The following is a 25,204-nucleotide window of genomic DNA, read 5'->3' as shown; positions in this document are numbered from 1 at the left end:
TCTCAATCTTCCAGCGGATCAAACCGATCAGTCGGCTTTCTCTTCACGCTTTTCCGGCGCGATTTCTTCGCCGGTTTCCTGATCGACCATCTTCATGCCAAGGCGCACCTTGCCGCGATCGTCGAAGCCCAGAAGTTTCACCTTCACTTCCTGACCTTCCTTGAGCAGATCGCTCGGGTGGTTCAGGCGCTTGTTGGCGATCTGGGAGACGTGGACGAGACCGTCACGCTTGCCGAAGAAGTTCACGAAGGCGCCGAAATCGACGAGCTTCACGACCTTGCCGGTGTAGATCTGGCCTTCTTCGGGCTCAGCCACGATGGCGTGGATCATGTCATGCGCTTTCTTGATGGCCTCGGCATTGGCCGAAGCGATCTTGATCACGCCGTCGTCGTTGATGTCGACCTTGGCACCCGAGACTTCCACGATCTCGCGGATGACCTTGCCGCCCGAACCGATCACTTCACGGATCTTGTCGGTGGGAACGGTCATCGTCTCGATGCGCGGAGCATGGGCGGAGAATTCCGTGCGGCCCGCGGAGAGCGCCTTGTTCATCTCGCCGAGGATGTGCATGCGGCCAGCGCGTGCCTGCTCCAGAGCTTTCTCCATGATCTCCGCGGTGATGCCGGCGACCTTGATGTCCATCTGCAGCGAGGTGATGCCCTCTTCGGTGCCTGCGACCTTGAAGTCCATGTCGCCGAGGTGATCCTCGTCGCCAAGGATGTCGGTCAGAACGGCCCAGGAGCCATCCTCTTCCAGCACCAGACCCATCGCGACACCCGCCACGGCCGATTTCAGCGGAACGCCCGCATCCATCATTGCCAGCGAGCCACCGCAAACCGACGCCATCGAGGACGAGCCGTTGGACTCGGTGATCTCGGAGACAAGGCGGATCGTGTAGGGGAAGTCGGTCGCAGCCGGGAGAACCGCCTGCAGCGCGCGCCATGCGAGCTTGCCGTGGCCGATCTCACGACGACCGGGCGAACCGACGCGGCCCACTTCGCCGACCGAGTAGGGCGGGAAGTTGTAGTGCAGCAGGAAGTTCGAGCGCGAGTTGCCATGCAGCGCGTCGATGATCTGCTCATCGTCGCCGGTGCCCAGCGTGGTCACGACCAGCGCCTGCGTCTCACCGCGGGTGAACAGCGACGACCCGTGGGTGCGCGGCAGCAGACCGGTTTCCGCCACGATCGGGCGAACCTCGTCCAGCGCACGACCGTCGATGCGGCGACCGTTCTTCACGACGTCACCACGCAGAACAGCCGATTCCAGCTTCTTCATCGCGGTGCCGAGGGTCGGATCTTCGAGCTGCTCTTCGGTAAGCTGCGCTTTGATCTCTTCCTTGGCGGCGTTGACGGCAGCCACGCGCTCTTGCTTGTCCGAGATCGCGTAAGCGGCACGCATCTTCTCTTCGCCCAGACCTTTGACGGTCTCGAGCATCGCCGAGTAGTCGGGCGCCTTGAAGTCGAAGGGCTCTTTCGCGGCGGCTTCGGCGAGATCGATGATCATGTCGATCACCGGCTGCATCGCGTCATGGCCGAACTTGACCGCGCCCAGCATCTCGGCTTCGGACAGCTCGTAAGCTTCCGATTCCACCATCATCACGGCGTCCTTGGTGCCCGCGACGACGAGGTCCAGACGCTGCTCGGGGTTCTCCCGCAGCTTCTGCATGTCGTCGACTTCGGGGTTCAGGATGTATTCGCCATCCGAGAAGCCGACGCGCGCAGCGGCGATCGGGCCCATGAACGGCACGCCCGAGATCGTCAGCGCGGCCGACGCGGCGATCATCGCGACGATGTCGGGCTCGTTGACGAGGTCATGCGACAGCACGGTGCACATCACGAGCACTTCATGCTTGAAGCCTTCCACGAAGAGCGGACGGCACGGGCGGTCGATCAGGCGCGAGGTGAGCGTCTCTTTCTCGGACGGACGAGCTTCGCGCTTGAAGAAGCCGCCCGGCACTTTACCGGCGGCATAGTATTTCTCTTGGTAATGAACCGTGAGCGGGAAGAAGTCCTGGCCCGGCTTCGGTTCCTTGGCAAAGGTCACGTTGGCCATGACGGAGGTTTCGCCCAGAGTGGCGATGACCGAACCGTCAGCCTGACGGGCAACCTTGCCGGTTTCCAGCGTGAGCTCTTCTTCGCCCCACTGGATGGATTTTTTCACAACATTGAACATTCAGCGTATCCTGTCTGGGAGCTCTCACGGGCGTATCCCGTGTCTCCCGATTTGAATGGCGGCCCCATTGCCGCCGCCCCCTTATCCTGTTGCACGCGCCCGGGGGCTCGAGGCGTCACGTCTCAGATGGGCCTGCCAATACAGGAAATGAAGGGGTTTGGGAAGCGAAGAGTCCTGAGGGAAAGAAACGACCAACGCCCAATTCTGGCCAGATTGGCGCGCCATCGTCGGCCTGTAGTTATTAACATTGAACATTGTGACCCCATGAGCAAACCCACTGCCCTTTTCATCGATGGCGAGAATATCTCCGCCACTTTTGCTTCCCAGATCCTCAAGTTCGCGCCAGGCGCTTTCATCCGGCGTGCCTACGGTGATGTCGCGCAGATTAGATCGTGGGGTGACAGCCCTTCGATCCGGCTGGTGCATTCCGGAAGCGGCAAGAACGCAGGAGACGTGTTGCTCGCCCTCGACGCACTCGAGCTCGCTTTGGAACGACGCGCCGAACGGTTCGTCATCGCAAGCTCCGATGGTGACTTCACCCACCTCGCGACCAGGCTCCGCGAAAAAGGGATGGAAGTGCTCGGCGTCGGACAGGAGAAAGCGCCGAAGGCATTTCGTGAAAGCTGTTCAGTGTTTCATCTGCTGAAGTCAAAAACGACCGCAGCTCCGGCACGACCGCCAGCAGTCAAGAAATCTGCCAGTCTCGATGAAAAAATTCGCGCAGCGATCGAGGCACACAGCAAGGACGGCGCTGGAGTGCCCCTCGCGGAACTGGCGACGATCATGAAGAAAGACCACGGGGTCTTGATCGGGAACTTGCCAGATAAAAAGTGGCGCCCCTATTTTTCGAACCGTCCGAACCTCTTCGCGCTTGATCCAAAGGGGCCCAAGGCACGCGTGCGATGCCGTCCTAATGGATTTTCTCAACTTTCCGCCGCAGCGAAATAGCCAGAACGCAAAGCGCCCGCCCCTTTCGGGACGGGCGCAATGATACTCGTAAGCTCTTCGATCATTCGATCGGGCGGAACTCGCCTCTGTCTTCGGACGCGAGGCTCACCACCACGATGGCGATGAAGGCCGCGATGAAGCCCGGGATGATCTCGTAGAGGAACGAGCCCCAACCCAGCGAAATCCAGACGATCACGGTCAGCGCACCGACGACGAGGCCAGCCACGCCGCCCAGACCCGTCATCCGCTTCCAGGTCAGCGACAGGATGATCAGCGGACCGAAGGCGGCACCGAACCCGGCCCATGCGTTCGACACGAGGCCAAGCACTTTGCTGTCGGGGTTCGAGGCGATGATGATCGCCGCGATCCCCACGGCCAGCACGGCAAGACGGCCGACATTCACCAGCGTGCGGTCCGACGCGTCCTTGTTGAAGACGATCTTGTAGAAGTCTTCGGTCAGCGACGAGGACGACACCAGAAGCTGGCTCGACACGGTCGACATGATCGCCGCCAGAAGCGCGGCATAGAGGAAGCCCGTCACCAGCGGATGGAACAGCAGGTTCGAGAGGATGATGAAGATCGTCTCCGGATCCTGCACGTCGAGCCCGTTGCGCTGCGCATAGGCGCGGCCGAAGATACCGACCGAGATCGCGCCGATCAGCGAGATCGCCATCCAGCCCATGCCGATATTCCGTGCTTTCGGCACATCGGCAACCGAGCGCACGGCCATGAAGCGCACGATGATATGCGGCTGGCCGAAATAGCCCAGACCCCAGGCGACCGCCGAGAGCCAGCCCGCAAAGGTCAGCCCGTTCGTCATCGAGAGGAAATTCGGGTCGATATTGCTCAACCGGCTCGCAGCCGCGTCCACGCCGTCGCCCTGACCGGTCGTGAGGATCACGATCGGCATGATGACGAGCGCGAGCATCATGATGCAGCCCTGCACGAAATCGGTGAGCGACACGGCGAGGAAGCCGCCGATCACGGTGTAGACCAGCACGACACCCAGCGTCAGGATGACCCCGGTCATGTAGCTGCCACCGAAGGCGCTGGCGAAGAGCTTGCCGCCGCCGACGAGGCCCGACGCGGTGTAGACCGCGAAGAACACCACGATGATCACCGCCGAAACCATCCGCAGCAATGTCGCGTGGCTCGGGAAGCGATTGGCGAGGAAACCGGGGATGGTCAGCGCGTTGTCATAGCGCTCGGTCTGCTCGCGCAGGCGCGGCGCCACGATGACCCAGTTCACGAAAGCCCCGACGAAAAGGCCGATGCCGATCCAGCTTTGCGTCAGGCCCGACACGAAGAGCGCGCCCGGCAGGCCCAGAAGCAGCCAGCCCGACATGTCCGATGCGCCTGCCGACAGGGCGGCAACCGCGGGCGGCAGGTTACGTCCGCCCAGCATATATTCCTCGGAGCTCGACGTGGATTTGCGCCACGCATAGACCCCAATGGCCAGCATCAGCACGAAATACAGTGCCAAGCTGATCCAGACTCCGATCTGCATATCTCAATCCTCCCTGTTAACGCACCTGCAAGGTAGGGCAGATGCTTGCGTTTTCCCGTTTGGAGCGGACGATACAGGAGGACAAGAAGTCGAACCGACCAAAGTTTTTTCCTGGGAAGATCATTTACCCAAAAGTTTTAAAATTTGCAGGCAGAAGGGCTGTTATTGCCAATTTGCGCAATTCAGTCGGAATAGTGCAAATGAAAACGCCCGCGCCAAAGGCACGGGCGTTTCGAATTCCAATCCGAGGCGGATTAGCGGCGCAGGCCGAGACGCTCGATCAGCGACTGGTAACGTGCGACGTCTTTCGCCTTCAGGTAGTCGAGCAGCTTGCGGCGCTGCGCGACGAGCATCAGAAGACCACGACGCGAGTGGTTGTCTTTCTTGTGCTCTTTGAAGTGCTCGGTCAGGTTCGCGATGCGCTTGGTCAGAACTGCGACCTGAACTTCGGGGGAACCGGTGTCACCTTCTTTGGTGCCGTATTCCTTGATAAGCGCGTTCTTGTCTTCGACAGTGATCGACATCGGGATCTCCTTACATTGAGGGTTCGGGCGCAAGCCGGGATGTCGTCCAGCAAGGTCCATAGACTGCCCCTTTCGGAACAGATGCGCGCATATAGACGCGAATCGTCTTGTTGAAAAGCCTTATTTCAAAGCGCTATGGCCTGCTGCGCTGCGAATTGCGCGGGCGTGAGCAGCGCCACGTCCTGCGCGCTCAGCCCGGCCGCGTCCAGCACCTCGGCCAGCCGGACGCCGTCGAGCAGGATCCACGCCGCACCGGGATGCGCCTCGGAAGGCTCGATACTGATCTGCGGCGTGGCGGTGCCCTGCGCATCGTAGATGACCGCCAACCGGTCCTGCCCGGCCGTGTAATCTGCGATTGTCGCAGGGGCGTTCGGATCGATCCAATCGCCCAGCGCGAAGCTATCGCCCCCTTCGCCGCCATGCAGCCAATCGCCCGAGCCGCCTAGCAGCACGTCCTCCCCTGCCCCGCCATTGAGCGTATCGGCATCGGCCGCCCCCGCATCGCGCGTCTCCGGTGTGACGCCGATCAGCAGATCGTTCCCGGCATCGCCGTTCAACTCGTCGCGCCCGGCATCCCCGGTCAACGTATCAGCGCCATCCGCCCCGCTCAGCGTGTCATCGTCGGCGCCGCCCGCGAGCATATCATCGCCCGCGCCGCCGATCAGCGTGTCCTCCCCGGCCTCGCCAAAGAGCCGATCCGATCCGAACTCGCCGGATAGGAGATCCGCCTCCGTGCCGCCGACGAGTTCATCCTCGCCGTCGCCGCCGATCAGCGTGTCGGTCCCCGCATCGCCCCAGAGCGTATCGTTGCCGGACGCACCGAGGATCTGGTCGTCGCCGTCCCCGCCCCAGAGGCTGTCATCGCCGCCATAGCCATTGATCTGGTCGTCACCCGCTTCGCCTGCGATCGCATTGTCCTGCGCGTCACCCCAAGTGATATCGTCGCCCGGTCCGGGAACCGGTGGCTCGACCGGATCGGTTGGCGCCTCCCCCGCGCTGACCTCGGCCAGCAGCGACCCTGCGCCGTCACTCGATACGTTGGGATCCGCTTCATCCGCCGGAGGCTCATCACTCTCGGCATCCGACGAAGCCACCATGAGACCCGCCGTGGCGCCCGCCATCAGCAGGCCCAGAACACCCGACAGAAACAACATCTCTCTCACCCCCGTGAAGACGCGAGAAATCTACCGCTGCCGGCGCGGATACCCTAGAAAACAAGCGTTAAATGCTTAACGGCGCGCTCAGCCTTCGCGGGTGAACCACAGCTCGGGCTGATGCTCATAGGCGATATAGAGCGGATGTTTCGGCGCGCCCGCCTTGGTCAGGCCGAGGTGATGCAGTGCCCGACCGCTTTCGCGCAGCAAGTCTTCCACCGCAGCGCCCCGCGCGAGATGCGCCCCATGCGCGCCCCAGGCGCAGATGATCCGGTCCTCGGGGCCGCCCGCCCAGTCGAGGCTTTCGCGGATCGCCGCATCGTTTTCCGGCCCGACCGGGTCCGGCTGCGCCCGCATCACCTTCGGATCGGTCGCGCGATAGGCGAAGATATTGGTCACCCGGAACGCCCCGAAGCCCAGCGCCCGCGCGCGGCGCTCGCAGCGCTCCACGGTCGGGTCGTTCTGCACCTCGGTCGCAGTCGAGGGGTTGAGCATGATGAACAAAGCCCGCGGCTTGCTGTCGTCCCAGACCCGCGTGAGCAGATAGCGGTAATTCTCGCAATCCGAATAGACCGCGATGGAGGGGGCGTCGCCTTTGATATGCTCGCGGGTGATCATCTCTCGTCCTGACCGTTATGTGCGTGACAGAGGGCGGATGCCTCCGGCGGGGATATTTGGACCAAGGGGAAGGGGCGCGTCAAAGGTTGAAGACGCGGCTCGGGTGGACCTCGCCGGATTTATAGATACCGACGGCAAGCGGCTTGCCCTCATGGCTGACCCAGACTTCCTCGCCCCATTCGGCCTCGCCCGGCAGCACCATGCCCGGATTGCCGTTCTTCAGCCGCACCGCGCCTTCGGGCGTGGCCTTGAGCTGCGGCAGATCGTCGAGCCCCAGCTCCACGGGCAGAAGCTTCTCATCGAGCTCGGGCGTCTTGGCGAGCTCTTCGATCTCGGCAAGCGTGATCCCGTCGCTCGCCTCGAAGGGCCCCGACCATTCCCGGCGCAGCCAGAGCACATGGCCGAGACAGCCGAGCTTTTGCCCCAGATCGCGCGCGATGGAGCGCACATAGCCGCCCTTGCCGCAAACCAGCTCCAGCTCGACCGTGTCGGCATCGGGACGGCCCAGCATCACGAGGCTTTCGACATAGAGCGGCCGCGCGGCCAGTTCCATTTCCTCACCCGCCCGGGCCAGCGCATAGGCGCGCTCGCCATCGACCTTCACGGCGGAAAACTGCGGCGGCACCTGTTCGATATCGCCTTCGAAGGCGGTCAGCGCAGTGGCGATCTCTTCATCCGTGGGGCGTAGATCGGATGTCTCGATCACCTCGCCCTCGGCATCGTCGGTCTTCGTCGCAGCGCCCAGCCGCACCTGAAACCGGTAGCATTTCAGCGCATCGGTGATGAACGGCACCGTCTTTGTGGCCTCGCCCAGCGCGACCGCCAGAACCCCGGTCGCCGCCGGGTCGAGCGTGCCCGCATGGCCCGCCTTCTTGGCGCCCAGCGCCCAGCGCACCTTGTTCACCACCGAGGTGGAGGTGATGTCCGCGGGCTTATCCACGATCAGCCAGCCGGAAATGTCGCGACCCTTCTTGCGTGCCATGAGGCCTCCATATTCCAAGGGTGCGCCTGCTAGCCCAAGCGGCGCGAACCGTCAATCTCCAGCGGTGGGGGCGGCAGGCGCGATCAGCGCGACGATCGGTCCCATCGGCAGGCCCATATCCTCGCGCCCCTGACCGGGCACGGTCAGCCGCGAGATCTTGCCGTCGAGATAGAGCGCATTCGGCACCTGTATCTCGTCACGGAAGAAGCGGCCGAATTCGTGAAAGCTCACCGGCGCATCGGAGATCGCGAAATAGGCGGTCTTGCCATCGGCCGAGACCCCGACCCCGTTACGGATATTCTTCGACGTGCCATCGGCGAGGAATTTCGGATGCAGCGCGCCGTCGATCACCAGCATCGGCCCCGATTGCGTCGCATAGGTGCAGTCCTTCGGATCGGCGGCAAAAGCGCGCGATTCCGTCACCGAGAACGTCTCGCCGATGCAGAAGACCCCGTTGGGCAGCAGACCGAAATTGCCCGGCCCTTCCGAGGTGACGATCGAATGCAGCTCTTTGCCGTTCTCGATGAACAGGCCCACCGGCTTGCGATCGGGATGATACATCCCCGCATTCATCGCGAAGACGACTCGGTCGCCCTGGGGAACGACCTCGGAAAGCCGCTCGGGCGTGCCGATCAGATTGCCGTCGGGATCGTCGAGGAACAGCTTCAGGTCTTGCCCGAGCTTGGCTTCGCAGATCGTGTAGGTCGTGCCGTCAAAGCTGCGATCCGCGCAAGGTGCGTCGGCCAGCGCAGGCGTGGCCAGCAGCATCAGCGCCGCGGCATTAGTCGCGATCGTCTTCATCGTCTTCGTCATCGTCGCGCGCAGCGATATCGCGCTGCACCGTCTCGTCCGAGAAAATCCGACGCGTCTCATCGAGACGGTCATAGGTCTCGTCCAGCCGGAAGCGCAGATCGGGGCTGTATTTCGCGGTCATTTCCTTGCCGAGCAAGCGGCGCAGCTCGCCCTTGTTGCGCGCAAGCGCCGCGATCAGCTCTTTGCCGCCTTCGCCGCCCAAGGGCGTCACATAGGCGGTCGCGACCTTCAGGTCGGGAGAGCAGCGCACCTCGCCCACCGTCACCGAGACGCGGTTGAGGTCGGGATCATGCACATCGCCGCGCATCAGGAGGTCCGACAGCGTGCGTCGGATCAACTCGCCCATGCGAAGCTGACGTTGCGAAGGGCCATCGCCCGAGGAGAAACGGTTCTTTGCCATGGCGCTCACATAGGGCGTCTGCGGGTTTTGCGCAACGGGGGCTTTGCCAAGCCCGCCTGTGCAAGCTAGATAGCGCGAAACCGTGAAGGAGAAAGACATGAGCGACCTGCCGGGCATCGTGATCACCGGAGCGTCGGGCCGGATGGGCCAGATGCTGATCCGCACCGTGAGCGAGAGCGACAAGGCGCGCCTTGTGGGCGCCGTCGAACGCACGGGCCACGACTGGGTCGGCAAAGATCTGGGCGAGGCGATGGGCGGCGCGCCGAACGGCGTGATCGTGACCGACGATCCGCTCGAGGCGTTTTCCGGCGCGCAGGCCGTGATCGACTTCACCGCGCCTGCCGCCACCCGCGAATTCGCGAAGATCGCGGCGCAGGCACGCCTGACCCATGTGATCGGCACGACCGGCATGGATGACGATGACATCGCGGCGCTCAAGCCGTGCGCGCGCCACGCCGTGATCGTGCGGGCGGGGAACATGAGCCTTGGGGTGAACCTTCTCACGCAGCTGACGAAGAAAGTCGCAGCCGCGCTCGATACCGATTGGGATATCGAGGTGATCGAAGCGCATCACAACAAGAAGGTCGATGCGCCCTCGGGCACCGCGCTGATGCTGGGCGAGGCGGCGGCGGAAGGCCGTGGCATCTCGCTCGAAGACAATCGCGAGTCGGGCCGCGACGGTATCACCGGTGCGCGCAAGCATGGCGCGATCGGCTTCTCGGCCATTCGTGGCGGCGATATCGTGGGCGAGCATGACGTGCTGTTTGCCGGCATGGGCGAGCGGATCATCCTGCGCCATGTCGCCACCGACCGGGCCATCTTCGCACGCGGCGCGCTCAAGGCCGCGCTCTGGGGTCAGGACAAGCGGCCGGGCGAATACGACATGCTCGACGTGCTGGGGCTCTAAAAGGCGCCCCCTTCCTCTTGGTTCAAATATCCCGGGGGTCCGGGGGCAGCGCCCCCGGCCTCTGAGACCCCACCGCGATCAGAAGTCGATCGCGAGGCCTTTCTTCTCCCAATCGCCATAACGCACGGGCTCGGGTCCGTCGCGACCGCCAAGCTCGGTCGGCAGTTCCGCCGCCTGCGCGTTCCTGCGGCGCTCTTCGGCTTCGGCGAGCGCGCGGATCGCGGCGGGCGGCAGGTCGCGGGTCTCTTTGGGCTGATCGGACATGGCGCGTCCTTTCTTGTCTGTGGATCGGGGCATGATATAGGCCCGTGCTTAAGCCGCAACAAGCCAGGAAGCCGCAGCCCATGTCCAGACCCGACCCCGCGCGCCGCGCAGCCCTTGGCCTGATCGTGGGCGTTCTCGAGGATCGCGAGAGCCTCGCCGAGCAGATCGGTGCGGAGGCGCTCGACGGGCTGGAGCCTGCACAGCGTGCCCGCGCCCAGCGCCTCGCGACGACGACGCTGCGCCATCTGGGCCGCGCCGACCGGATCATCAAACCGCATCTGCGCCGCCGCACGCCAACGGATGTAATGGCGATCCTGCGGCTGGCCACGGTCGAACTGCTGGAGGAAAAACAAGCCCCGCATGGCGTGGTCGATGCTGCCGTGACGCTGGTGAAATCGGCCGGGCCGAAGCTGCAAAGCTTCTCGGGGCTGGTGAATGCCGTGCTGCGCAAGGTCTCCGAGGAAGGCGAGAAATGGGCCGCGACGCCTGCGCCGGAAATGCCGGGCTGGCTGCGCGGGCGCGTTATGTCGTCCTTTGGCAAGAAGGCCGCGCAGGCGATGGAGGTTGCGCATCTGGCGGGCGCGCCGCTCGATCTGAGCGTGAAGGACGATGCCGAGGGCTGGGCCGAGACGCTGGGGGCGACGCTTCTTCCGACGGGATCGCTGCGACTGACCGATCCGGGCAAAGTGTCCGAACTGGCCGGTTTCGAAGACGGCGCGTGGTGGGTGCAGGATGCCGCCGCCGCGCTGCCCGCGAAACTGCTGGCCCCGGCATCTGGTGCACGCGTGCTCGACCTGTGCGCAGCTCCCGGCGGCAAGACGCTGCAACTCGCCGCGATGGGCGCCGATGTCACCGCGCTCGATATTTCCGAGGCGCGGCTGGAGCGGCTGGCGGAAAACCTCGACCGGACGCAGATGGAAGCCGAGATCGTCGCGGCCGATGCGCTCGAATGGGAGCCTGACGCGCCCTTCGATGCGATCCTGCTCGATGCGCCCTGCTCGGCCACCGGCACGATCCGCCGCCATCCCGACCTGCCCTTCATCAAGGACGGTGCCTCGATCAAGCCGCTTTTCGCGCTGCAGGAACAGCTTCTGGACCGCGCGCTGCAATGGCTCAAACCCGGCGGCACGCTGGTTTATGCGACCTGCTCGCTTCTGCCCGAAGAGGGCGAGGCGCAGATCAAGGCGGCGCTTACACGGCATCCGGACCTCACCATGATCCGTCCCGACTTGCCCGGCATTGCGCTCGACTGGATCACCGAGGAGGGCGGGCTGCGGCTGCGGCCCGATTTCTGGCCTGATCTCGGGGGGATGGACGGGTTCTACATGGCGCGACTGCAACGCTCTGCGTGAACCGACCGCCGAGGCGGTGACAGCGCGCCTGCCTCCCAGTAACGTGACCGCATTCCCCGACAGAAGGGCATGCAAGCGGCAACGGAATGGGTAAGGACAGAACCCGATCATCGGCAAAACTCGGCACGGCGCTGAACCGCCTTGCTGCTGCGCGCGCAGGCCGTGCGCAGACGGCGACCGGATTCGTCAGCCAGCCCGAGCCGCGCACGATCGGCTCTTACGCCAAGGGGCGGCAACTCGTTCAGGGCAATTTCCTGTTTGCGGGCTCTCTGATCGAAGGCCCCGGGGTCAATATCTGGGATCTGCCGATACCCGGCCCGGCTTTCGAGGATGCGCTGCAGGGCTGCGGCTGGCTCGACGACCTTGCGGCGCTGGGCACCCGCGAGGCGCGCCTGCGCGCACAAGACTGGGTCTTCGGCTGGATCGACCGCTTCGGCGACGGCAGCGGTCCGGGCTGGACGCCCGATCTGACGGGGCGCCGCCTGATCCGCTGGATCAACCATGCGATCCTGCTGCTGAACGGACGCGAACGCGAGGATGCCGACCGGTTCTTCCGTGCGCTGGGGCAACAGACGATCTTCCTATCGAAACGCTGGGCGGGCGCGGCCTGCGGGCTTCCGCGGTTTGAGGCGCTGACTGGGCTTGTCTATGCGGGTCTTGCGCTGACCGGAATGGAGCGCCATGCCGACCCCGCGCTGGAGGCCCTGTCGCGCGATTGCGCGGCGGAGATCGACGCCGAGGGCGGGATCGCGACCCGAAACCCCGAGGAATTGCTGGAGATTCTGACGCTGTTGAACTGGGCCGCGGAGGCGTTGCAGACGGCAGGGCGCACGCCGCCCAGTCCGATCCTCGATGCGATCGCGCGGATCGCCCCCACCCTGCGCGCGCTGCGCCACTCCGATGGGGCACTGGCGCGGTTTCACGGTGGCGGGCGCGGACCCGAAGGGCGGCTCGACACGGCGCTTTCGGCGACCGGCATCCGCAGCGTCCGGCGCGAGCCAATCGCGATGGGTTTCGTGCGGATGCAGGGCGGGCGCGGCTCGCTGATCATCGACGCGGCGCGACCGCCGCAGGGCGAGGCATCGGCCAATGCCCATGCTTCGACGCTGGCCTTCGAACTGACCTCGGGCCGCCGCCCGCTGATCGTCAATTGCGGCTCGGGTGCGCAGTTCGGCTCGGACTGGCACCGCGCAGGCCGCGCCACTGCCAGCCATTCGACCCTCTCGATCTACGGCTATTCCTCGTCCCGCCTCGGCCCCGAGCGTCTGTTCGGGCGGGCCCCGCGCGCCTATCTCGACAAGACGCCGAAAACCGTCTGGTTCAAGCCCGACGATTTGTCCGAGACCGGGATGATCTTCGGCCATGACGGCTATGCCGAGACCCATGGCATGTCGCATATCCGGGAACTGGACCTGAGCGTCGACGGGCGCGAGTTGCGCGGCCGCGACACGCTCGGCGCGATGACCCCTGACGACATCGACCGGTTCGACCAGATTTTTGAGCGTGAAGGTCTGCGCGGCATTCCCTTCGACATCCGCTTCCACCTACATCCCGATTGCGACGCGGCGCTCGATCTGGGCGGCACCGCCGTCTCAGTTGCGCTGCGCACCGGGGAAATCTGGATTTTCCGGCATGACGGGGTCGCCGATCTGGCGCTGGAACCCTCCGTTTACCTCGAAAAAGGGCGCATTCGCCCGCGTCCCGCGCAACAGATCGTGCTTTCCAGCAAGGTTCTGGACCGGGCTTGCCAGATTGGCTGGACCTTTTCGCAAGCACGCGATAACTCCACGGCCATCGACGCGCCCTGACCTTGGGGCAGATCCCGAGGATAGCCCTGGGCGCCCCTGACCTGAGCCTTGCGAGGAGCTGCCCGTGACCCGCCCGATCCCCCTGACCCGTGCGCTGATTTCCGTTTCCGACAAGACCGGACTGGTCGACTTCGCCCAAGCGCTCGCTGCGCGCGGCGTCGAACTTCTCTCGACTGGCGGCACCGCCAAGACCCTGCGCGAAGCTGGCCTCAGCGTGCGTGACGTCGCCGATTTGACGGGCTTCCCGGAGATGATGGACGGCCGCGTGAAGACGCTGCATCCGAAAGTGCATGGCGGCCTGCTGGCGCTGCGTGACAACGAAGAACACCTCGCCGCGATGGAAGCGCACCAGATCGAGGCGATCGACCTGCTGGTGGTGAACCTCTACCCGTTCGAGGAAACTGTCGCGAAGGGCGCCGATTACGACACCTGCATCGAGAATATCGATATCGGTGGTCCGGCGATGATCCGGGCTGCGGCGAAGAACCACGCCTTCGTCTCGACCGTCGTGGATGTCGAAGATTACGCCGCCGTTCTGGAAGAGCTCGACGCGAATGACGGCGCGACCTCCTACCCGTTCCGCCAGCGCCTCGCCCAGATCGCCTATGCCCGTACCGCGGCCTATGACGCCGCCGTGTCGACCTGGATGGCCGGTGCCATCGGCGAGCAGACCCCGCGCCGCCGCGCTTTCGCTGGTCAGCTTGCGCAGACCCTGCGCTACGGCGAGAACCCGCATCAGCAGGCGGCCTTCTACCTCGACGGCACGAACCGCCCCGGCGTCGCGACCGCCAAGCAGCTTCAGGGCAAGGAACTGAGCTACAACAACATCAACGACACCGATGCCGCCTACGAGCTCGTCTCGGAATTCGGCACCGAGAAACCCGCCGTCGCGATCATCAAGCACGCCAACCCCTGCGGCGTTGCGACCGGCGAGACCGTGATCGAGGCCTATAAGCGTGCGTTCGATTGCGACCGCACCTCGGCTTTCGGCGGCATCATCGCGCTGAACCAGACGCTGGACGCGGCCACCGCCGAAGAGATCACCAAGATCTTCTCGGAAGTCATCATCGCGCCCTCGGTCGATGAGGCCGCGAAAGAAGTCATCGCGAAGAAGAAAAATGTGCGCCTGCTGGAAACCGGCGGCCTGCCCGACATCACCGCACCGATCACGACCTATCGTCAGGTCGCAGGCGGCTTCCTCGTGCAGGACAAGGACAACGGCGTGATCACGCTGGACGACCTGAAAGTCGTGACCGAGCGCCAGCCCTCGGAACAGGAGCTGAAAGACCTGCTGTTTGCGTGGAAAGTCGCGAAACACGTCAAGTCGAACGCGATCATCTACGTCAAGGACGGCGCGACCGTCGGCGTCGGCGCGGGCCAGATGAGCCGTGTCGACTCGACCCGGATCGCGGCGCGCAAGGCCGAGGACATGATGGAGGCCTGCGGCATGGCTGAGACGCCCACCAAGGGCTCGGTCGTGGCCTCCGACGCGTTCTTCCCCTTCGCCGACGGTCTGATCACCGCGGCCGAAGCCGGCGCCACCGCGATCATCCAGCCCGGCGGTTCGATGCGCGATCAGGAAGTGATCGACGCGGCGAACGAGCGCGGCCTCGCGATGGTCTTCACCGGAATGCGCCATTTCCGCCACTGATCTGCCGGTATCTTTGCGTAGCCCGGTAGATACCGGGCTGCGCCTTCTGGCATGAAGACGTGACGAGAAACAAACGAGGGCCAGATGCGGCTAGCAGCGAAAGTGACAGCGGGCGTCCTGCTCCTCGACCAGGTGTCGAAATATATCGTGGTGCAGGGCATGCATCTCGATGAGCGCGGCGCGATCGACGTGATCCCCCCCTATCTCAACTTTCGCATGGCATGGAATCGCGGCGTGAATTTCGGCCTGTTCTCCGGCGAAACCGACTGGATGCGCTGGGTACTGATTATCGTGGCGCTTGTGATTTCGCTCTGGGTCTGGGTCTGGATCGCGCGTGAGCCGCATTCGGCGCGGGTGAATATCTCGGCAGGGCTGCTGGTCGGCGGTGCGCTTGGCAACGTGGTCGACAGGCTCGTCTATGGCGCGGTGGCGGACTTTCTGAACATGTCGCTACCGGGTTGGCAGAACCCCTATTCTTTCAACGTCGCCGATGTGGCGATTTTCCTCGGCGCGGTCGGTCTGGTGCTGTTCACCGGCAAGGACCATCGCGCCAACGAAGGCTAGCCTGTTTTTCGCAGGTGACGACGCTCCAATGTTGCGTTAAGACGGGGGCGGAACTGGCAAGGGAGTGGTTCATGCAGGCGAAGATCGGCACGCTCGGACTCGCGTTTACAGCGGTACTGACGCTGGCTGCCTGCGGCAATTCCCGCGACCCCAGCCTTATGAATCTGCGCTCTTCGCACCAAGGCCCGGACGAATTCGGCGTGATTCCGACGAAACCGTTGGAGATGCCGGAGAACCTCGATGCGCTGCCGCCGCCCACGCCGGGTGGCAAGAACATCACCGATCCTACGCCCGAAGCCGATGCCGTTGCCGCTCTTGGTGGCAATCCGCGCCGCCTCGACGAGACCGGACAGGTCCCGACCTCGGATCGCGCGCTGGTCTCCGCCGCGTCGCGCTACGGCAGCCAGTCGGGCATCCGCCAGACCCTCGCCGCCGAGGATTATCAATGGCGCAAGGATCACGACGGCCGCCTGCTGGAGCGTCTGTTCCAGGTTTCGGTCTATTACAAAGCCTACAAGCCGATGGAGCTCGACCAGTCGGCAGAGCTCGAGCGCTGGCGCCGCCTCGGCGTCGTCACGCCCGGTGCGCCGCCCTCGGGCGAAGCGCAGCGCGCGGTCAAGTAATCCGAAAAATCATCACGAGAACGTCACCGGCGTTTGCACGTCGGGCGAGAGTGCTTATCTTCGCTCAAACTGTGTCTTGTGAGGAGTTGGGCATTGCGTGCATTTCTGTTCGCCCTGCTGACATTGGCAGGTCTGAGCCCGGCGGTGGCCGGTGACGTCTCTACCTTCGAGTTGGAAAACGGCCTGAAAGGCGTCGTGATCGAGGATCACCGCGCTCCGGTCGTGGTCCATATGGTCTGGTACAAAGCCGGATCGGCCGACGAGAAGCGCGGTAAATCCGGCATCGCCCATTACCTCGAACATCTGATGTTCAAGGGCACCGACACGATGGCGCCCGGTGAGCTGTCGAAGACGGTCGCGGCCAATGGCGGCTCGGACAACGCCTTCACCAGCTACGATTACACCGCCTATTTCCAGCGCATCGCGGCCGACCGGCTGCCGCTGGTGATGAAGATGGAAGCGGATCGGATGCGCAATCTGCGGATTTCGCCCGATGATGCGAAGACCGAGCTGCAGGTGATCCTCGAAGAGCGTGCGCAACGCACCGATTCCAACCCGCGGGCGCTGTTCAACGAGCAGGAGCGCGCCGCCCAGTTCCTCAACTCGCCCTACGGCACGCCGGTCATCGGCTGGCGCAAGGAGATGGAAGGGCTGACCCGGCAGGACGCGCTCAACTGGTATCACGAATATTACGCACCCAATAACGCGATCCTCGTGGTCGCGGGCGATGTGAAACCCGACGAGGTGAAGGCGCTGGCCGAGAAATATTACGGCAAGCTGAAACCGACCGAAGACCTCAGCCCCCGCGCCCGTCCGCAGGAGCCGCCGCAACGCGCCTCGCGGCACCTGACCTTCGAGGATCCGCAGATCGCCCAGCCCTATCTGGTGCGCAGCTACCTCGCCCCCGAACGCAATCCGGGCGACCAGAAGCGCGCCGCCGCCCTGACCGTTCTGTCCGAGATTCTCGGTGGCAATCAGGCGACCTCCGTGCTGGGCCGCAAGCTGATCTATGGCGACGGCACCGCGATCTATGCGTCGAGCTATTACGACGGCATGTCGATCGATGCGACGACCTTCAATCTCTCGGTGATGCCCGCCAAGGATGTGAGCCTCCCCGAGGCCGAAAAGGCGCTCGACACGGCGCTGAAGCAATTCCTGAAGGAGGGCATCGACCCCGAGCAATTCGCCCGCATCAAGACGCAGGTGAAGGCCGCCGAAATCTATTCGCGCGACAACACGCAAGGCCTCGCGCGGCGCTATGGCGAGGCGCTGGCCTCGGGCTTCTCGGTGAAAGACGTCGAGGATTGGCCGGATGTTCTGACCTCGGTGACGGAAGAGGACGTGATGGCCGCCGCCCGCGACCTGTTCCAGAACAAGGACTCGGTGACGGGCTACGCGAAGCGCCCCGATGACGCCCCCACCGAAGCTGCGGCCCCCGCCGCGCCGCCCGCGCCTGCGCAGGAGATCACCCAATGATCCACACCCGTTTCCCGATCACAGCGCGCCTCGTGATGGCGTCGCTCTTCGCCTTCGTGCTGGCGCTGCCCGCCCGTGCGATCGACATTCAGCAGGTCACCTCGCCCGGCGGCATCAAGGCATGGCTGGTGGAGAATCACGACATTCCCTTCACCGCGCTCGACATCGCCTTCCGCGGCGGCGCGAGCCTTGATGCAAAGGGCAAGCGCGGCGCGATCAACCTGATGACCGCCACGCTCGAAGAGGGCGCGGGCGAGAAGAACTCGCAGCAATTCGCCGAGGCCGAGGAAGCGCTGGCCGCGCAATTCGGCTTCGACGTGGGCGACGACTCGCTCGATATCTCGGCCCGGATGCTGACCGAGAACCGCGACAAATCCGTCGAGCTTCTGCGCGAGGCGCTGGTCAATCCGCGCTTCGATCAAAGCGCGATCGAACGCGTGCGCCAGCAGGTGCTGGCCGTGATCGCATCTGACAAGCAAAACCCCAACGACATCGCGGCCGAGAAATTCCGCGAGATCACCTATGGCGATCACCCCTATGGCAGTTCGCTCAACGGCACCGTCGAGAGCGTGAAGGGCCTCACGCGCGAGGATCTGTTCGAAGCCAAGGACCGCGTGATGAGCCGCGATCACATGGTGGTTTCCGCCGTGGGCGACGTCACCCCGGAAGAGCTCGGGCCGATGCTCGACAAGCTGCTGGGCGATCTGCCCGCCAAGGGCGCCGACATGCCGCCCCCCGCCGACCCCTCCTTCAAGGGCGGCGTGACCACGGTCGATTTCGACAGCCCGCAATCTGTGGTGATGTTCGGCCAGAAGGGGATCGGGCTGAAAGACCCCGATTTCTTCGCGGCCTATGTGCTCAACCAGATCGTCGGCGCGGGCGGGTTCTCGTCGCGGCTGATGGACGAGGTACGCGAGAAGCGCGGCCTGACCTATGGCATCGCCTCCTATATCGTCGACAAGGATCTGGCGAAGACGTGGCAGGGCAGCTTCGCCTCCGCCAATGAGAAGGTCGCCGAGGCGATCTCGGTCGTCAAAGAGCAGTGGAAGAAAGCGGCGACCGGCAATGTCACCGACAAGGAGCTGGAGGACGCCAAGACCTACCTCACCGGCGCCTATCCGCTGCGTTTCGACGGCAATGGCACGATCGCGGGCATCCTGACGGGGATGCAGCTCAACGACATGGCGCCGAGCTATATCGACACCCGCAACGATAAGGTGAACGCGGTCACGAAAGAAGATGTCCAGCGCGTCGCCAAGCGGATCCTGAACCCCGACAACCTCACCTTCGTGGTCGTCGGACGCCCGCAGGGCCTGAACTGATTTGGCTGGGGATAGCTGGCGCGAATCTCTTTAGATGAGCGTCGCGCCATGCTATCCCTAGTGGAATGAACCAGCACAACCGCAATATCGGCGCGTCTGAGCGTCCCGTGATCCGGCAGCTCGATGACGCTGCGGCAAACCGCATTGCAGCGGGCGAGGTGGTCGAACGTCCGGCCTCGGCGGTGAAAGAGCTGGTGGAGAACGCGCTGGATGCAGGCGCGTCGCGGGTCGCGGTGGAATATTGCGATGGCGGCAAGACGCTGATCCGCGTGACCGACGACGGCTGCGGGATGACCGCCGACGATCTGCCGCTGGCGCTCTCGCGCCATGCCACCTCGAAGATCGACGGTTCGGACCTTCTGAACATTCACACCTTCGGCTTTCGCGGCGAGGCACTGCCCTCGCTCGGCGCGGTCGGACGGCTGACGATCACCTCGCGCGTCGATGGTCTCGACGCCTTCCAGATCAGCGTAGCGGGCGGCCAGATCGGACCGGTCAAACCGGCGGCGCTGAACCGGGGCACCGTGGTCGAGCTGCGCGATCTGTTCTTCGCCACGCCCGCACGTCTGAAATTCATGCGCACCGACCGGGCCGAGGCGCAGGCGATCGCCGATGTGATGAAGCGGCTGGCTATGGCAGAGCCCTATGTCAGCTTTACCCTCACCGATGTCTCGAACGGCAAAGCGCGCGAAATCTTCCGCGCCGATGGAGAGCAGGGCGAGTTGTTCGACGCGCTCTCGGAACGTCTGGCCCGGGTGATCGGGCGCGCCTTCTCGGATAACGCGGTGCGGATCGAGGCCGAACGCGAGGATATCCGCCTCACCGGCTACGCGGCGCTGCCCACCTATTCGCGCGGCGCGGCGGTGGAGCAGTTCCTGTTCGTCAATGGCCGCCCGGTGCGCGACAAGCAACTGACCGGCGCGCTGCGCGCGGCCTACATGGATTTCCTCAGCCGCGAGCGTCACCCCGCCGCCTGCCTCTTCCTGACCTGCGAGCCCGAGCGCGTCGACGTCAACGTCCACCCCGCCAAGGCCGAGGTCCGCTTCCGCGAGGCCGCGACCGTGCGCGGGCTGATCGTGACGGGGCTGCGCCATGCGCTGGCGCAGGCCGGGCATCGGGCGTCCTCGACCGTCTCGGATGCGACGCTTGGCGCGATGCGCCCCGAACCGGCCGCCGATCAGCCGCCGCGCATCTATCAGATGGATCGCCCGAGCCTTGGCGCGATGCGGTCGTCCTACTCCGCGCAGGCGCCGCTGCCCGATCCGGGCTATCAACAATCGTCCTACCAGCAGCCGTCCTTCCAGGAGGCCCCCGCGCCCAGCTTCGACTATGCGCCCTCGGCCCGCGCCGAGGCCCCGGCGCCCGCCGAACCTGCGCTGACCGAGAAGCCCTTGGGCGCGGCGCGTGCGCAGGTGCATGAGAATTACATCATCGCCCAGACCGAGCGCGGCATCGTCATCGTCGATCAGCACGCCGCGCATGAGCGGCTCGTCTATGAGAAGCTGAAGGGCCAGATGGCCGAGAATGGGGTGCCCGCACAGGCGCTGCTGATCCCCGAGATCGTTGAACTCAGCCAGGGCGACGCCGCGCTGCTTTTGGAACATGCCGACGCTCTGTCGCGCCTTGGCCTCACCATCGAGCCCTTCGGCGGCAGCGCGATCGCGGTGCGCGAGACCCCCGCCGTTCTGGGCGAGATCAATGCCGAAGGACTGCTGCGCGACGTGCTCGACGAGCTGTCCGATCTCGGTGACAGCCAGTTGGTGCAGGCCAAGATCGAAGTGGTACTCAGCCGCATGGCGTGCCACGGCTCGATCCGCTCGGGCCGCCAGATGCGCGCCGATGAGATGAACGCGCTGCTGCGCCAGATGGAGGCCACGCCTCATTCCGGCCAGTGCAACCATGGGCGTCCGACGTATGTCGAATTGAAGCTCAGCGATATTGAAAGACTGTTTGGCCGCACATGATCCAGCTTGGCGATATGACCCTGACCCTGAACGACCCGCTGACGCTCGGCCTTCTGCTCGGCAGCGCGGCGCTTGTTATCCTGCTGATCCTGATGGTCGCCATGCTGCGCGCTGCGGGCCGTCAGACCCGTGCGATGGACCCGATGGTCGGCCAGATGAACCTTCTCGCTCAGCGGGTGCAAAGCCTCTCGGACGGGCAGCAACAACTGTCCGGCGGGCTGCATCACGTCTCCGAGGCGCAGGCCGCGAGCCAGACCAAGGTGCTTGCTCTGATGGAGCAGCGCCTGGCCGAAGTTTCGCGCGGCATGTCGGAAAGCCTGCATGGCACCGCGACCCGCACGGCGCGCTCGCTGGGAGATCTGCATCAGCGACTGGAGGCGATCGACAAGGCGCAGGCCAATATCGAGAAGCTTTCCGGCAATGTGCTGGGCCTGCAGGACATCCTGTCGAACAAGCAGACCCGTGGCGCTTTCGGGGAGATTCAGCTGCACGATATCGTCGGCAAGGCGCTGCCCTCGGACAGTTTCACGATGCAGGCGACGCTTTCGAACGGGAAGCGCGCGGATTGCCTGATCCATCTGCCGAACCCGCCCGGACCCATCGTGATCGATAGCAAATTCCCGCTGGAAGCCTATGAGGCGCTGCGCCGCGCCGACACGCAATGGGAGCGCCAGGAGGCCAGCCGCGCGATGAAAACCGCCGTGCGCGCCCATATCAAGGCGATCTCGGAGAAATACATCCTCGAAGGCGAGACGGCGGACGGCGCGCTTATGTTCCTGCCCTCCGAGGCGGTCTATGCCGAGCTGCACGCGAATTTCCCCGAACTGGTGCGCGAAGGCTTTGCCGCGAAGGTCTGGATCGTCTCGCCCACGACCTGCATGGCGACGCTGAACACGATGCGCGCCGTGCTGAAAGATGCACGGATGCGTGAACAGGCGGGCGCGATCCGCAAGGAATTGGCCGCGCTTTATTCCGATGTCGACCGGCTCGGCACCCGTGTCGAAAACCTCGACCGGCATTTCGGGCAGGCGGCGAAAGACATCTCCGAGATCAAGATTTCCGCCGAGAAGGCCGGGAAACGCGCGCGCCGCCTCGATAATTTCGATTTCGAGGAGCTGGCCCCGGATACGGCCGCACAGCCGCTGCTTGTCTCGACCGCCGAAAAGAAGGCCTAAGCGGCGCCAAGCGTCGCTTTTCGGCTGCGTGACCCTCCGGAGACTGGCATAGAGTGCGCCCATGAGTGACGAGGTCCGTTTCGACAGGGGGCCGGACGGTCGGCCCTGCCGCTTCCGCGATCCCCATGAGGTCATCCGCGCCGACGCGCCGGAGGATCTGGCCGCAGCTTTCGCGGCGATCACGCGCGCGCAGGACGAGGGGCGATGGCTGGCGGGGTTCGCGTCCTACGAGCTGGGCTATTGTCTGAGCGAACGCCTCGCACCGCTCTTGCCCGAGAACCGCGACCTGCCGCTGCTGGCCTTCGGGGTTTACGACGCGCCCGAGGATGTCCCGCCGCCGATCTCGGAGAACGCGCCGCAGATCGAGCTGGGCGAGCCGCTTTGGCCCGAGGCGCGCTATGCCGAAGCCTTTCGGGCTGTCCACGACTATATCGGCGCGGGTGATTGCTATCAGGTGAACCTGACTTTCCCGATCCCCGTGACGAGCGACGCCGCGCCCGAGGCGCTTTACGCCGCCCTGTCCAGCGCCGGACAAGTCCCGCACGGGGCCGATGTCGAGCTGGCCGGGGTGCGCCTGCTGTCGCGCTCGCCCGAACTGTTTTTCCGGGTCGAAGGCGGCAAGATCGTCACCCGGCCGATGAAAGGCACCCGCCCGCGCGGGGCGACGCCCGATGAGGACGCCGCTCTTAAATCCGATCTGATGGGGGCCGAGAAAGACCGCGCCGAGAACCTGATGATCGTCGATCTGCTGCGCAACGACATATCGCGCATCTGCACGCCGGGCTCGGTCAAGGTGCCGCGCCTTTTCGAGGTCGAGACCTATCGCTCGGTTCACCAAATGATCTCGGAGATCGAGGGCGAGCTGGTCCCCGGCACCGGCCTGCCCGAGATCCTGCGCGCGATGTTCCCCTGCGGCTCGGTCACCGGCGCGCCGAAGATCCGCGCGATGGAGATCATCCACGAGTTGGAACCCGACCCGCGCGGCATCTATTGCGGCGCGATCGGCTGGGCCGCGCCCGACGGGCGGATGGAGTTCAACGTCGCGATCCGCACGCTGATGCAGACCGGCCCCGGCCAATGGCGGGTGAATGTCGGCGGCGGGCTGGTCTATGATTCCACCGCCCACGGTGAATATGAGGAAGCGCTTTGGAAAACCCGGTTCCTGAAGATCTGAAACTGATCGAGACCTTCGGCTGGCATCCCGGCGAAGGTATCCGCCGCCGCGCCCGCCATGTCGCCCGGCTGACGCGCAGCGCCGAGCAGCTTGGTTATCCGCTCGACGGAGAGAAACTGACGGCGGCCCTCGCGACAGTTTCCGGCGACAGCCCGCTGCGGGTGCGCCTGACCCTCGACGCCAAGGGCGCGATCGAGATCACCTCTGCCCCCCTGACGCCAACCACCGCCTGGCGCCTTCATATCTCGGGCGTCACGCTCGACAGCCAGGACCCGATGCTGCGCCTCAAGACCACGGCGCGCGCGCCCTACGATGCCGCCCGCGCCGCCCTACCCGAGGGCGTGGACGAGGCGATCCTTCTCAACGAGCGCGGCGAGCTCTGCGAAGGCACGATCACCAATCTCTTCCTGAAACGCGACGGCATCTACCTCACCCCGCCCTGCGCCTGCGGACTACTGCCGGGCATCCTGCGCGAGGAGATGCTGGAGACAGGGGCCGCCCGCGAAGCCGTCCTGCGGCCCGAAGATCTGGCGCAAGGCGAGGTCTTCATGGGCAACTCCCTGCGCGGCCTGATCCCCGCGCAGTTGTGATGCGACACGCAAACGCTTGCGCAGGTCGTGCAATGGCGAGATGATGAGCCCAAGAACGGAGGCAGCCATGCTCACCATCAGCCCGGCGAAAATCGCCCATGTCATAATCCGCGCGCGCAAGTTCGATGCGGACGTGCCCGGATCAGGGCAGGCCCGCGAGCTGCGCGCCTTCATCGCTGCGCTGAACGAGGATGAAAAGGCATCGCTGACCGCGGTGATGTGGATCGGGCGCGACACCTATGACGCGTCGGAACTCGACGAGGCGATCGCCACCGCAAAGGCCGAGGCGACCGCGCCGACCGAGGATTACCTGCTGGGCAATCCGATGCTGGCCGATCATCTCGAAGACGGGCTCAATTCGCTCGGCATCTCGCTCGAAGAGGCCGAGGAAGACATCTACCCCACGGTCTGAGCCGCGCGCTCCGACCATCGGAAACGACAAAGGCGGCCCCCGCAGGAGCCGCCTTCCTCATTTCCAACCTTGGTGTGCAAAACGCCTCGGATCAGGCCACCAGACGATAGCCGCCCGATTCCGTCACCAGCAGGCGCGCATTCGAGGGATCGGGCTCGATCTTTTGACGCAGGCGATAGATATGCGTCTCGAGCGTATGGGTGGTGACGCCCGCATTGTAGCCCCAGACCTCGTGCAGTAGCACATCGCGCGGCACCACGCCGTCGGTCGCACGGTAGAGGAACTTGAGGATGTTGGTTTCCTTCTCCGTCAGACGCACTTTGCGGTCCTTGTCGTCCACCAGCATCTTCATCGCCGGCTTGAACGTATACGGGCCGAGCTGGAAGACGGCGTCTTCGGACTGTTCATGGGTGCGAAGCTGGGCGCGCAGACGGGCCAGAAGCACCGGGAACTTGAAGGGCTTGGTAACGTAGTCGTTGGCGCCGGAGTCGAGGCCGAGGATCGTGTCGGCATCGGTGTCATGGCCGGTCAGCATCACGACCGGGCATTTCACGCCGCTCTTGCGCAGCTTCTTGCACAGCTCGCGGCCATCGGTATCGGGAAGGCCCACATCCAGAACGACAAGGTCGTAAAGCGTCGATTTCGCCTTATCTACCGCTTCGTGACCATTGCTGGCCTCGAAGACCTCGAAATCGTCGGTCGCGACGAGCTGCTCGGCGAGCGCCTCGCGCAGATCGTTGTCATCGTCAACCAAAAGGACCTTCTTCAATGATGCCATGTCCTGAGCCTCCATATGTGTTCGAC

24 protein-coding genes are annotated in these 25,204 nt (G+C 64.5%); 14 read left to right on the top strand and 10 right to left on the bottom strand.

The features are described 5' to 3' along the window. Positions 1–27 precede the first annotated feature (27 nt). A complete protein-coding gene (gene pnp / locus BMI86_RS17790) occupies positions 28–2,172 on the bottom strand; it encodes a polyribonucleotide nucleotidyltransferase (RefSeq protein ID WP_078542526.1) in 2,145 nt (714 codons plus the stop codon). Positions 2,173–2,436: 264 nt separating this feature from the next. On the opposite strand from pnp, the gene BMI86_RS17785 reads away from it, so the two are divergent. Beyond that, positions 2,437–3,120 carry an NYN domain-containing protein gene (locus tag BMI86_RS17785; protein ID WP_078542608.1) on the top strand — a complete coding sequence of 228 codons (684 nt, stop codon included), beginning with the start codon at positions 2,437–2,439 and terminating at the stop codon, positions 3,118–3,120. Between the two features lie 61 nt (positions 3,121–3,181). On the opposite strand, the gene putP is transcribed toward BMI86_RS17785, so the two are convergent. The 7 genes from putP to rbfA all read right to left on the bottom strand — a co-directional run bounded on the left by putP (position 3,182) and on the right by rbfA (position 9,118). Then, positions 3,182–4,627 carry a sodium/proline symporter PutP gene (putP, locus tag BMI86_RS17780; protein WP_078542525.1) on the bottom strand — a complete coding sequence of 482 codons (1,446 nt, stop codon included), beginning with the start codon at positions 4,625–4,627 and terminating at the stop codon, positions 3,182–3,184. A 254-nt stretch (positions 4,628–4,881) separates the two neighbouring features. Then, positions 4,882–5,151 (bottom strand): 30S ribosomal protein S15, encoded by a 270-nt coding sequence (gene rpsO / locus BMI86_RS17775; protein WP_075776826.1) that lies wholly within the window; start codon positions 5,149–5,151, stop codon positions 4,882–4,884. 125 nt (positions 5,152–5,276) lie between these two features. Beyond that, a complete protein-coding gene (locus BMI86_RS17770) occupies positions 5,277–6,305 on the bottom strand; it encodes a calcium-binding protein (RefSeq protein WP_078542524.1) in 1,029 nt (342 codons plus the stop codon). A gap of 87 nt (positions 6,306–6,392) precedes the next feature. Beyond that, positions 6,393–6,923: a DUF1643 domain-containing protein gene (locus BMI86_RS17765; protein WP_078542523.1), complete on the bottom strand. Its 531-nt coding sequence runs from the start codon at positions 6,921–6,923 to the stop codon at positions 6,393–6,395. Between the two features lie 79 nt (positions 6,924–7,002). Continuing rightward, positions 7,003–7,905 (bottom strand): tRNA pseudouridine(55) synthase TruB, encoded by a 903-nt coding sequence (gene truB, locus BMI86_RS17760; protein WP_078542522.1) that lies wholly within the window; start codon positions 7,903–7,905, stop codon positions 7,003–7,005. Between the two features lie 51 nt (positions 7,906–7,956). Then, entirely contained in the window at positions 7,957–8,673 is a 717-nt protein-coding gene (locus BMI86_RS17755; protein WP_246831764.1) for a phosphodiester glycosidase family protein, read from the bottom strand. Between the two features lie 13 nt (positions 8,674–8,686). Beyond that, positions 8,687–9,118, bottom strand: coding sequence for a 30S ribosome-binding factor RbfA (gene rbfA, locus BMI86_RS17750; RefSeq protein WP_078521678.1), 432 nt, complete (start codon positions 9,116–9,118; stop codon positions 8,687–8,689). Positions 9,119–9,215: 97 nt separating this feature from the next. Between rbfA and dapB the strand changes: the two genes are divergently transcribed. After that, on the top strand, positions 9,216–10,025 hold the full coding sequence (gene dapB / locus BMI86_RS17745; RefSeq protein ID WP_078542520.1) for a 4-hydroxy-tetrahydrodipicolinate reductase: 810 nt from the start codon (positions 9,216–9,218) through the stop codon (positions 10,023–10,025). 78 nt (positions 10,026–10,103) lie between these two features. On the opposite strand, the gene BMI86_RS17740 is transcribed toward dapB, so the two are convergent. After that, positions 10,104–10,289, bottom strand: coding sequence for a DUF1674 domain-containing protein (locus tag BMI86_RS17740; RefSeq protein WP_078542519.1), 186 nt, complete (start codon positions 10,287–10,289; stop codon positions 10,104–10,106). 80 nt (positions 10,290–10,369) lie between these two features. Here BMI86_RS17740 and BMI86_RS17735 point away from each other — a divergent pair, with 80 nt between their 5' ends. The 12 genes from BMI86_RS17735 to BMI86_RS17680 all read left to right on the top strand — a co-directional run bounded on the left by BMI86_RS17735 (position 10,370) and on the right by BMI86_RS17680 (position 24,400). Further along, positions 10,370–11,641: a transcription antitermination factor NusB gene (locus BMI86_RS17735; protein ID WP_078542518.1), complete on the top strand. Its 1,272-nt coding sequence runs from the start codon at positions 10,370–10,372 to the stop codon at positions 11,639–11,641. An 86-nt stretch (positions 11,642–11,727) separates the two neighbouring features. Continuing rightward, on the top strand, positions 11,728–13,449 hold the full coding sequence (locus tag BMI86_RS17730) for a heparinase II/III family protein (protein ID WP_078542517.1): 1,722 nt from the start codon (positions 11,728–11,730) through the stop codon (positions 13,447–13,449). Between the two features lie 64 nt (positions 13,450–13,513). Further along, the gene (gene purH, locus BMI86_RS17725) at positions 13,514–15,100 is read left to right on the top strand and encodes a bifunctional phosphoribosylaminoimidazolecarboxamide formyltransferase/IMP cyclohydrolase (protein WP_078542516.1); all 1,587 of its coding nucleotides are present in this window, start codon (positions 13,514–13,516) and stop codon (positions 15,098–15,100) included. An 84-nt stretch (positions 15,101–15,184) separates the two neighbouring features. After that, positions 15,185–15,664 carry a signal peptidase II gene (lspA, locus tag BMI86_RS17720; protein ID WP_078542515.1) on the top strand — a complete coding sequence of 160 codons (480 nt, stop codon included), beginning with the start codon at positions 15,185–15,187 and terminating at the stop codon, positions 15,662–15,664. A 71-nt stretch (positions 15,665–15,735) separates the two neighbouring features. Continuing rightward, a complete protein-coding gene (locus tag BMI86_RS17715; RefSeq protein ID WP_078542514.1) occupies positions 15,736–16,287 on the top strand; it encodes a DUF3035 domain-containing protein in 552 nt (183 codons plus the stop codon). A gap of 93 nt (positions 16,288–16,380) precedes the next feature. Beyond that, a complete protein-coding gene (locus BMI86_RS17710; RefSeq protein WP_078542513.1) occupies positions 16,381–17,763 on the top strand; it encodes a pitrilysin family protein in 1,383 nt (460 codons plus the stop codon). Beyond that, positions 17,760–19,085: a pitrilysin family protein gene (locus BMI86_RS17705; RefSeq protein WP_078542512.1), complete on the top strand. Its 1,326-nt coding sequence runs from the start codon at positions 17,760–17,762 to the stop codon at positions 19,083–19,085. The genes BMI86_RS17710 and BMI86_RS17705 overlap by 4 nt, the downstream gene beginning before the upstream one ends. A gap of 65 nt (positions 19,086–19,150) precedes the next feature. After that, the gene (gene mutL, locus BMI86_RS17700; protein ID WP_078542511.1) at positions 19,151–21,049 is read left to right on the top strand and encodes a DNA mismatch repair endonuclease MutL; all 1,899 of its coding nucleotides are present in this window, start codon (positions 19,151–19,153) and stop codon (positions 21,047–21,049) included. Then, positions 21,046–22,224, top strand: coding sequence for a DNA recombination protein RmuC (gene rmuC / locus BMI86_RS17695; protein ID WP_078542510.1), 1,179 nt, complete (start codon positions 21,046–21,048; stop codon positions 22,222–22,224). The genes mutL and rmuC overlap by 4 nt, the downstream gene beginning before the upstream one ends. 61 nt (positions 22,225–22,285) lie before the next feature. Then, complete coding sequence (locus BMI86_RS17690) at positions 22,286–23,398, top strand: aminodeoxychorismate synthase component I (RefSeq protein WP_078542509.1); 1,113 nt, start codon at positions 22,286–22,288, stop codon at positions 23,396–23,398. After that, entirely contained in the window at positions 23,371–23,988 is a 618-nt protein-coding gene (locus BMI86_RS17685) for an aminotransferase class IV family protein (RefSeq protein ID WP_078542508.1), read from the top strand. Before BMI86_RS17690 ends, BMI86_RS17685 begins: the two co-directional genes overlap by 28 nt. A gap of 67 nt (positions 23,989–24,055) precedes the next feature. Beyond that, positions 24,056–24,400, top strand: coding sequence for a DUF3775 domain-containing protein (locus BMI86_RS17680; RefSeq protein ID WP_078542507.1), 345 nt, complete (start codon positions 24,056–24,058; stop codon positions 24,398–24,400). Between the two features lie 91 nt (positions 24,401–24,491). Here BMI86_RS17680 and BMI86_RS17675 read toward each other — a convergent pair whose 3' ends face one another. After that, a complete protein-coding gene (locus tag BMI86_RS17675; RefSeq protein ID WP_078521549.1) occupies positions 24,492–25,178 on the bottom strand; it encodes a response regulator transcription factor in 687 nt (228 codons plus the stop codon). Positions 25,179–25,204: the final 26 nt, after the last annotated feature.

The organism is Thioclava sp. DLFJ5-1, assembly GCF_002020115.1.
Lineage (GTDB): Bacteria > Pseudomonadota > Alphaproteobacteria > Rhodobacterales > Rhodobacteraceae > Thioclava > Thioclava sediminum.
This window is presented reverse-complemented; position numbering and strand designations above follow the sequence as displayed.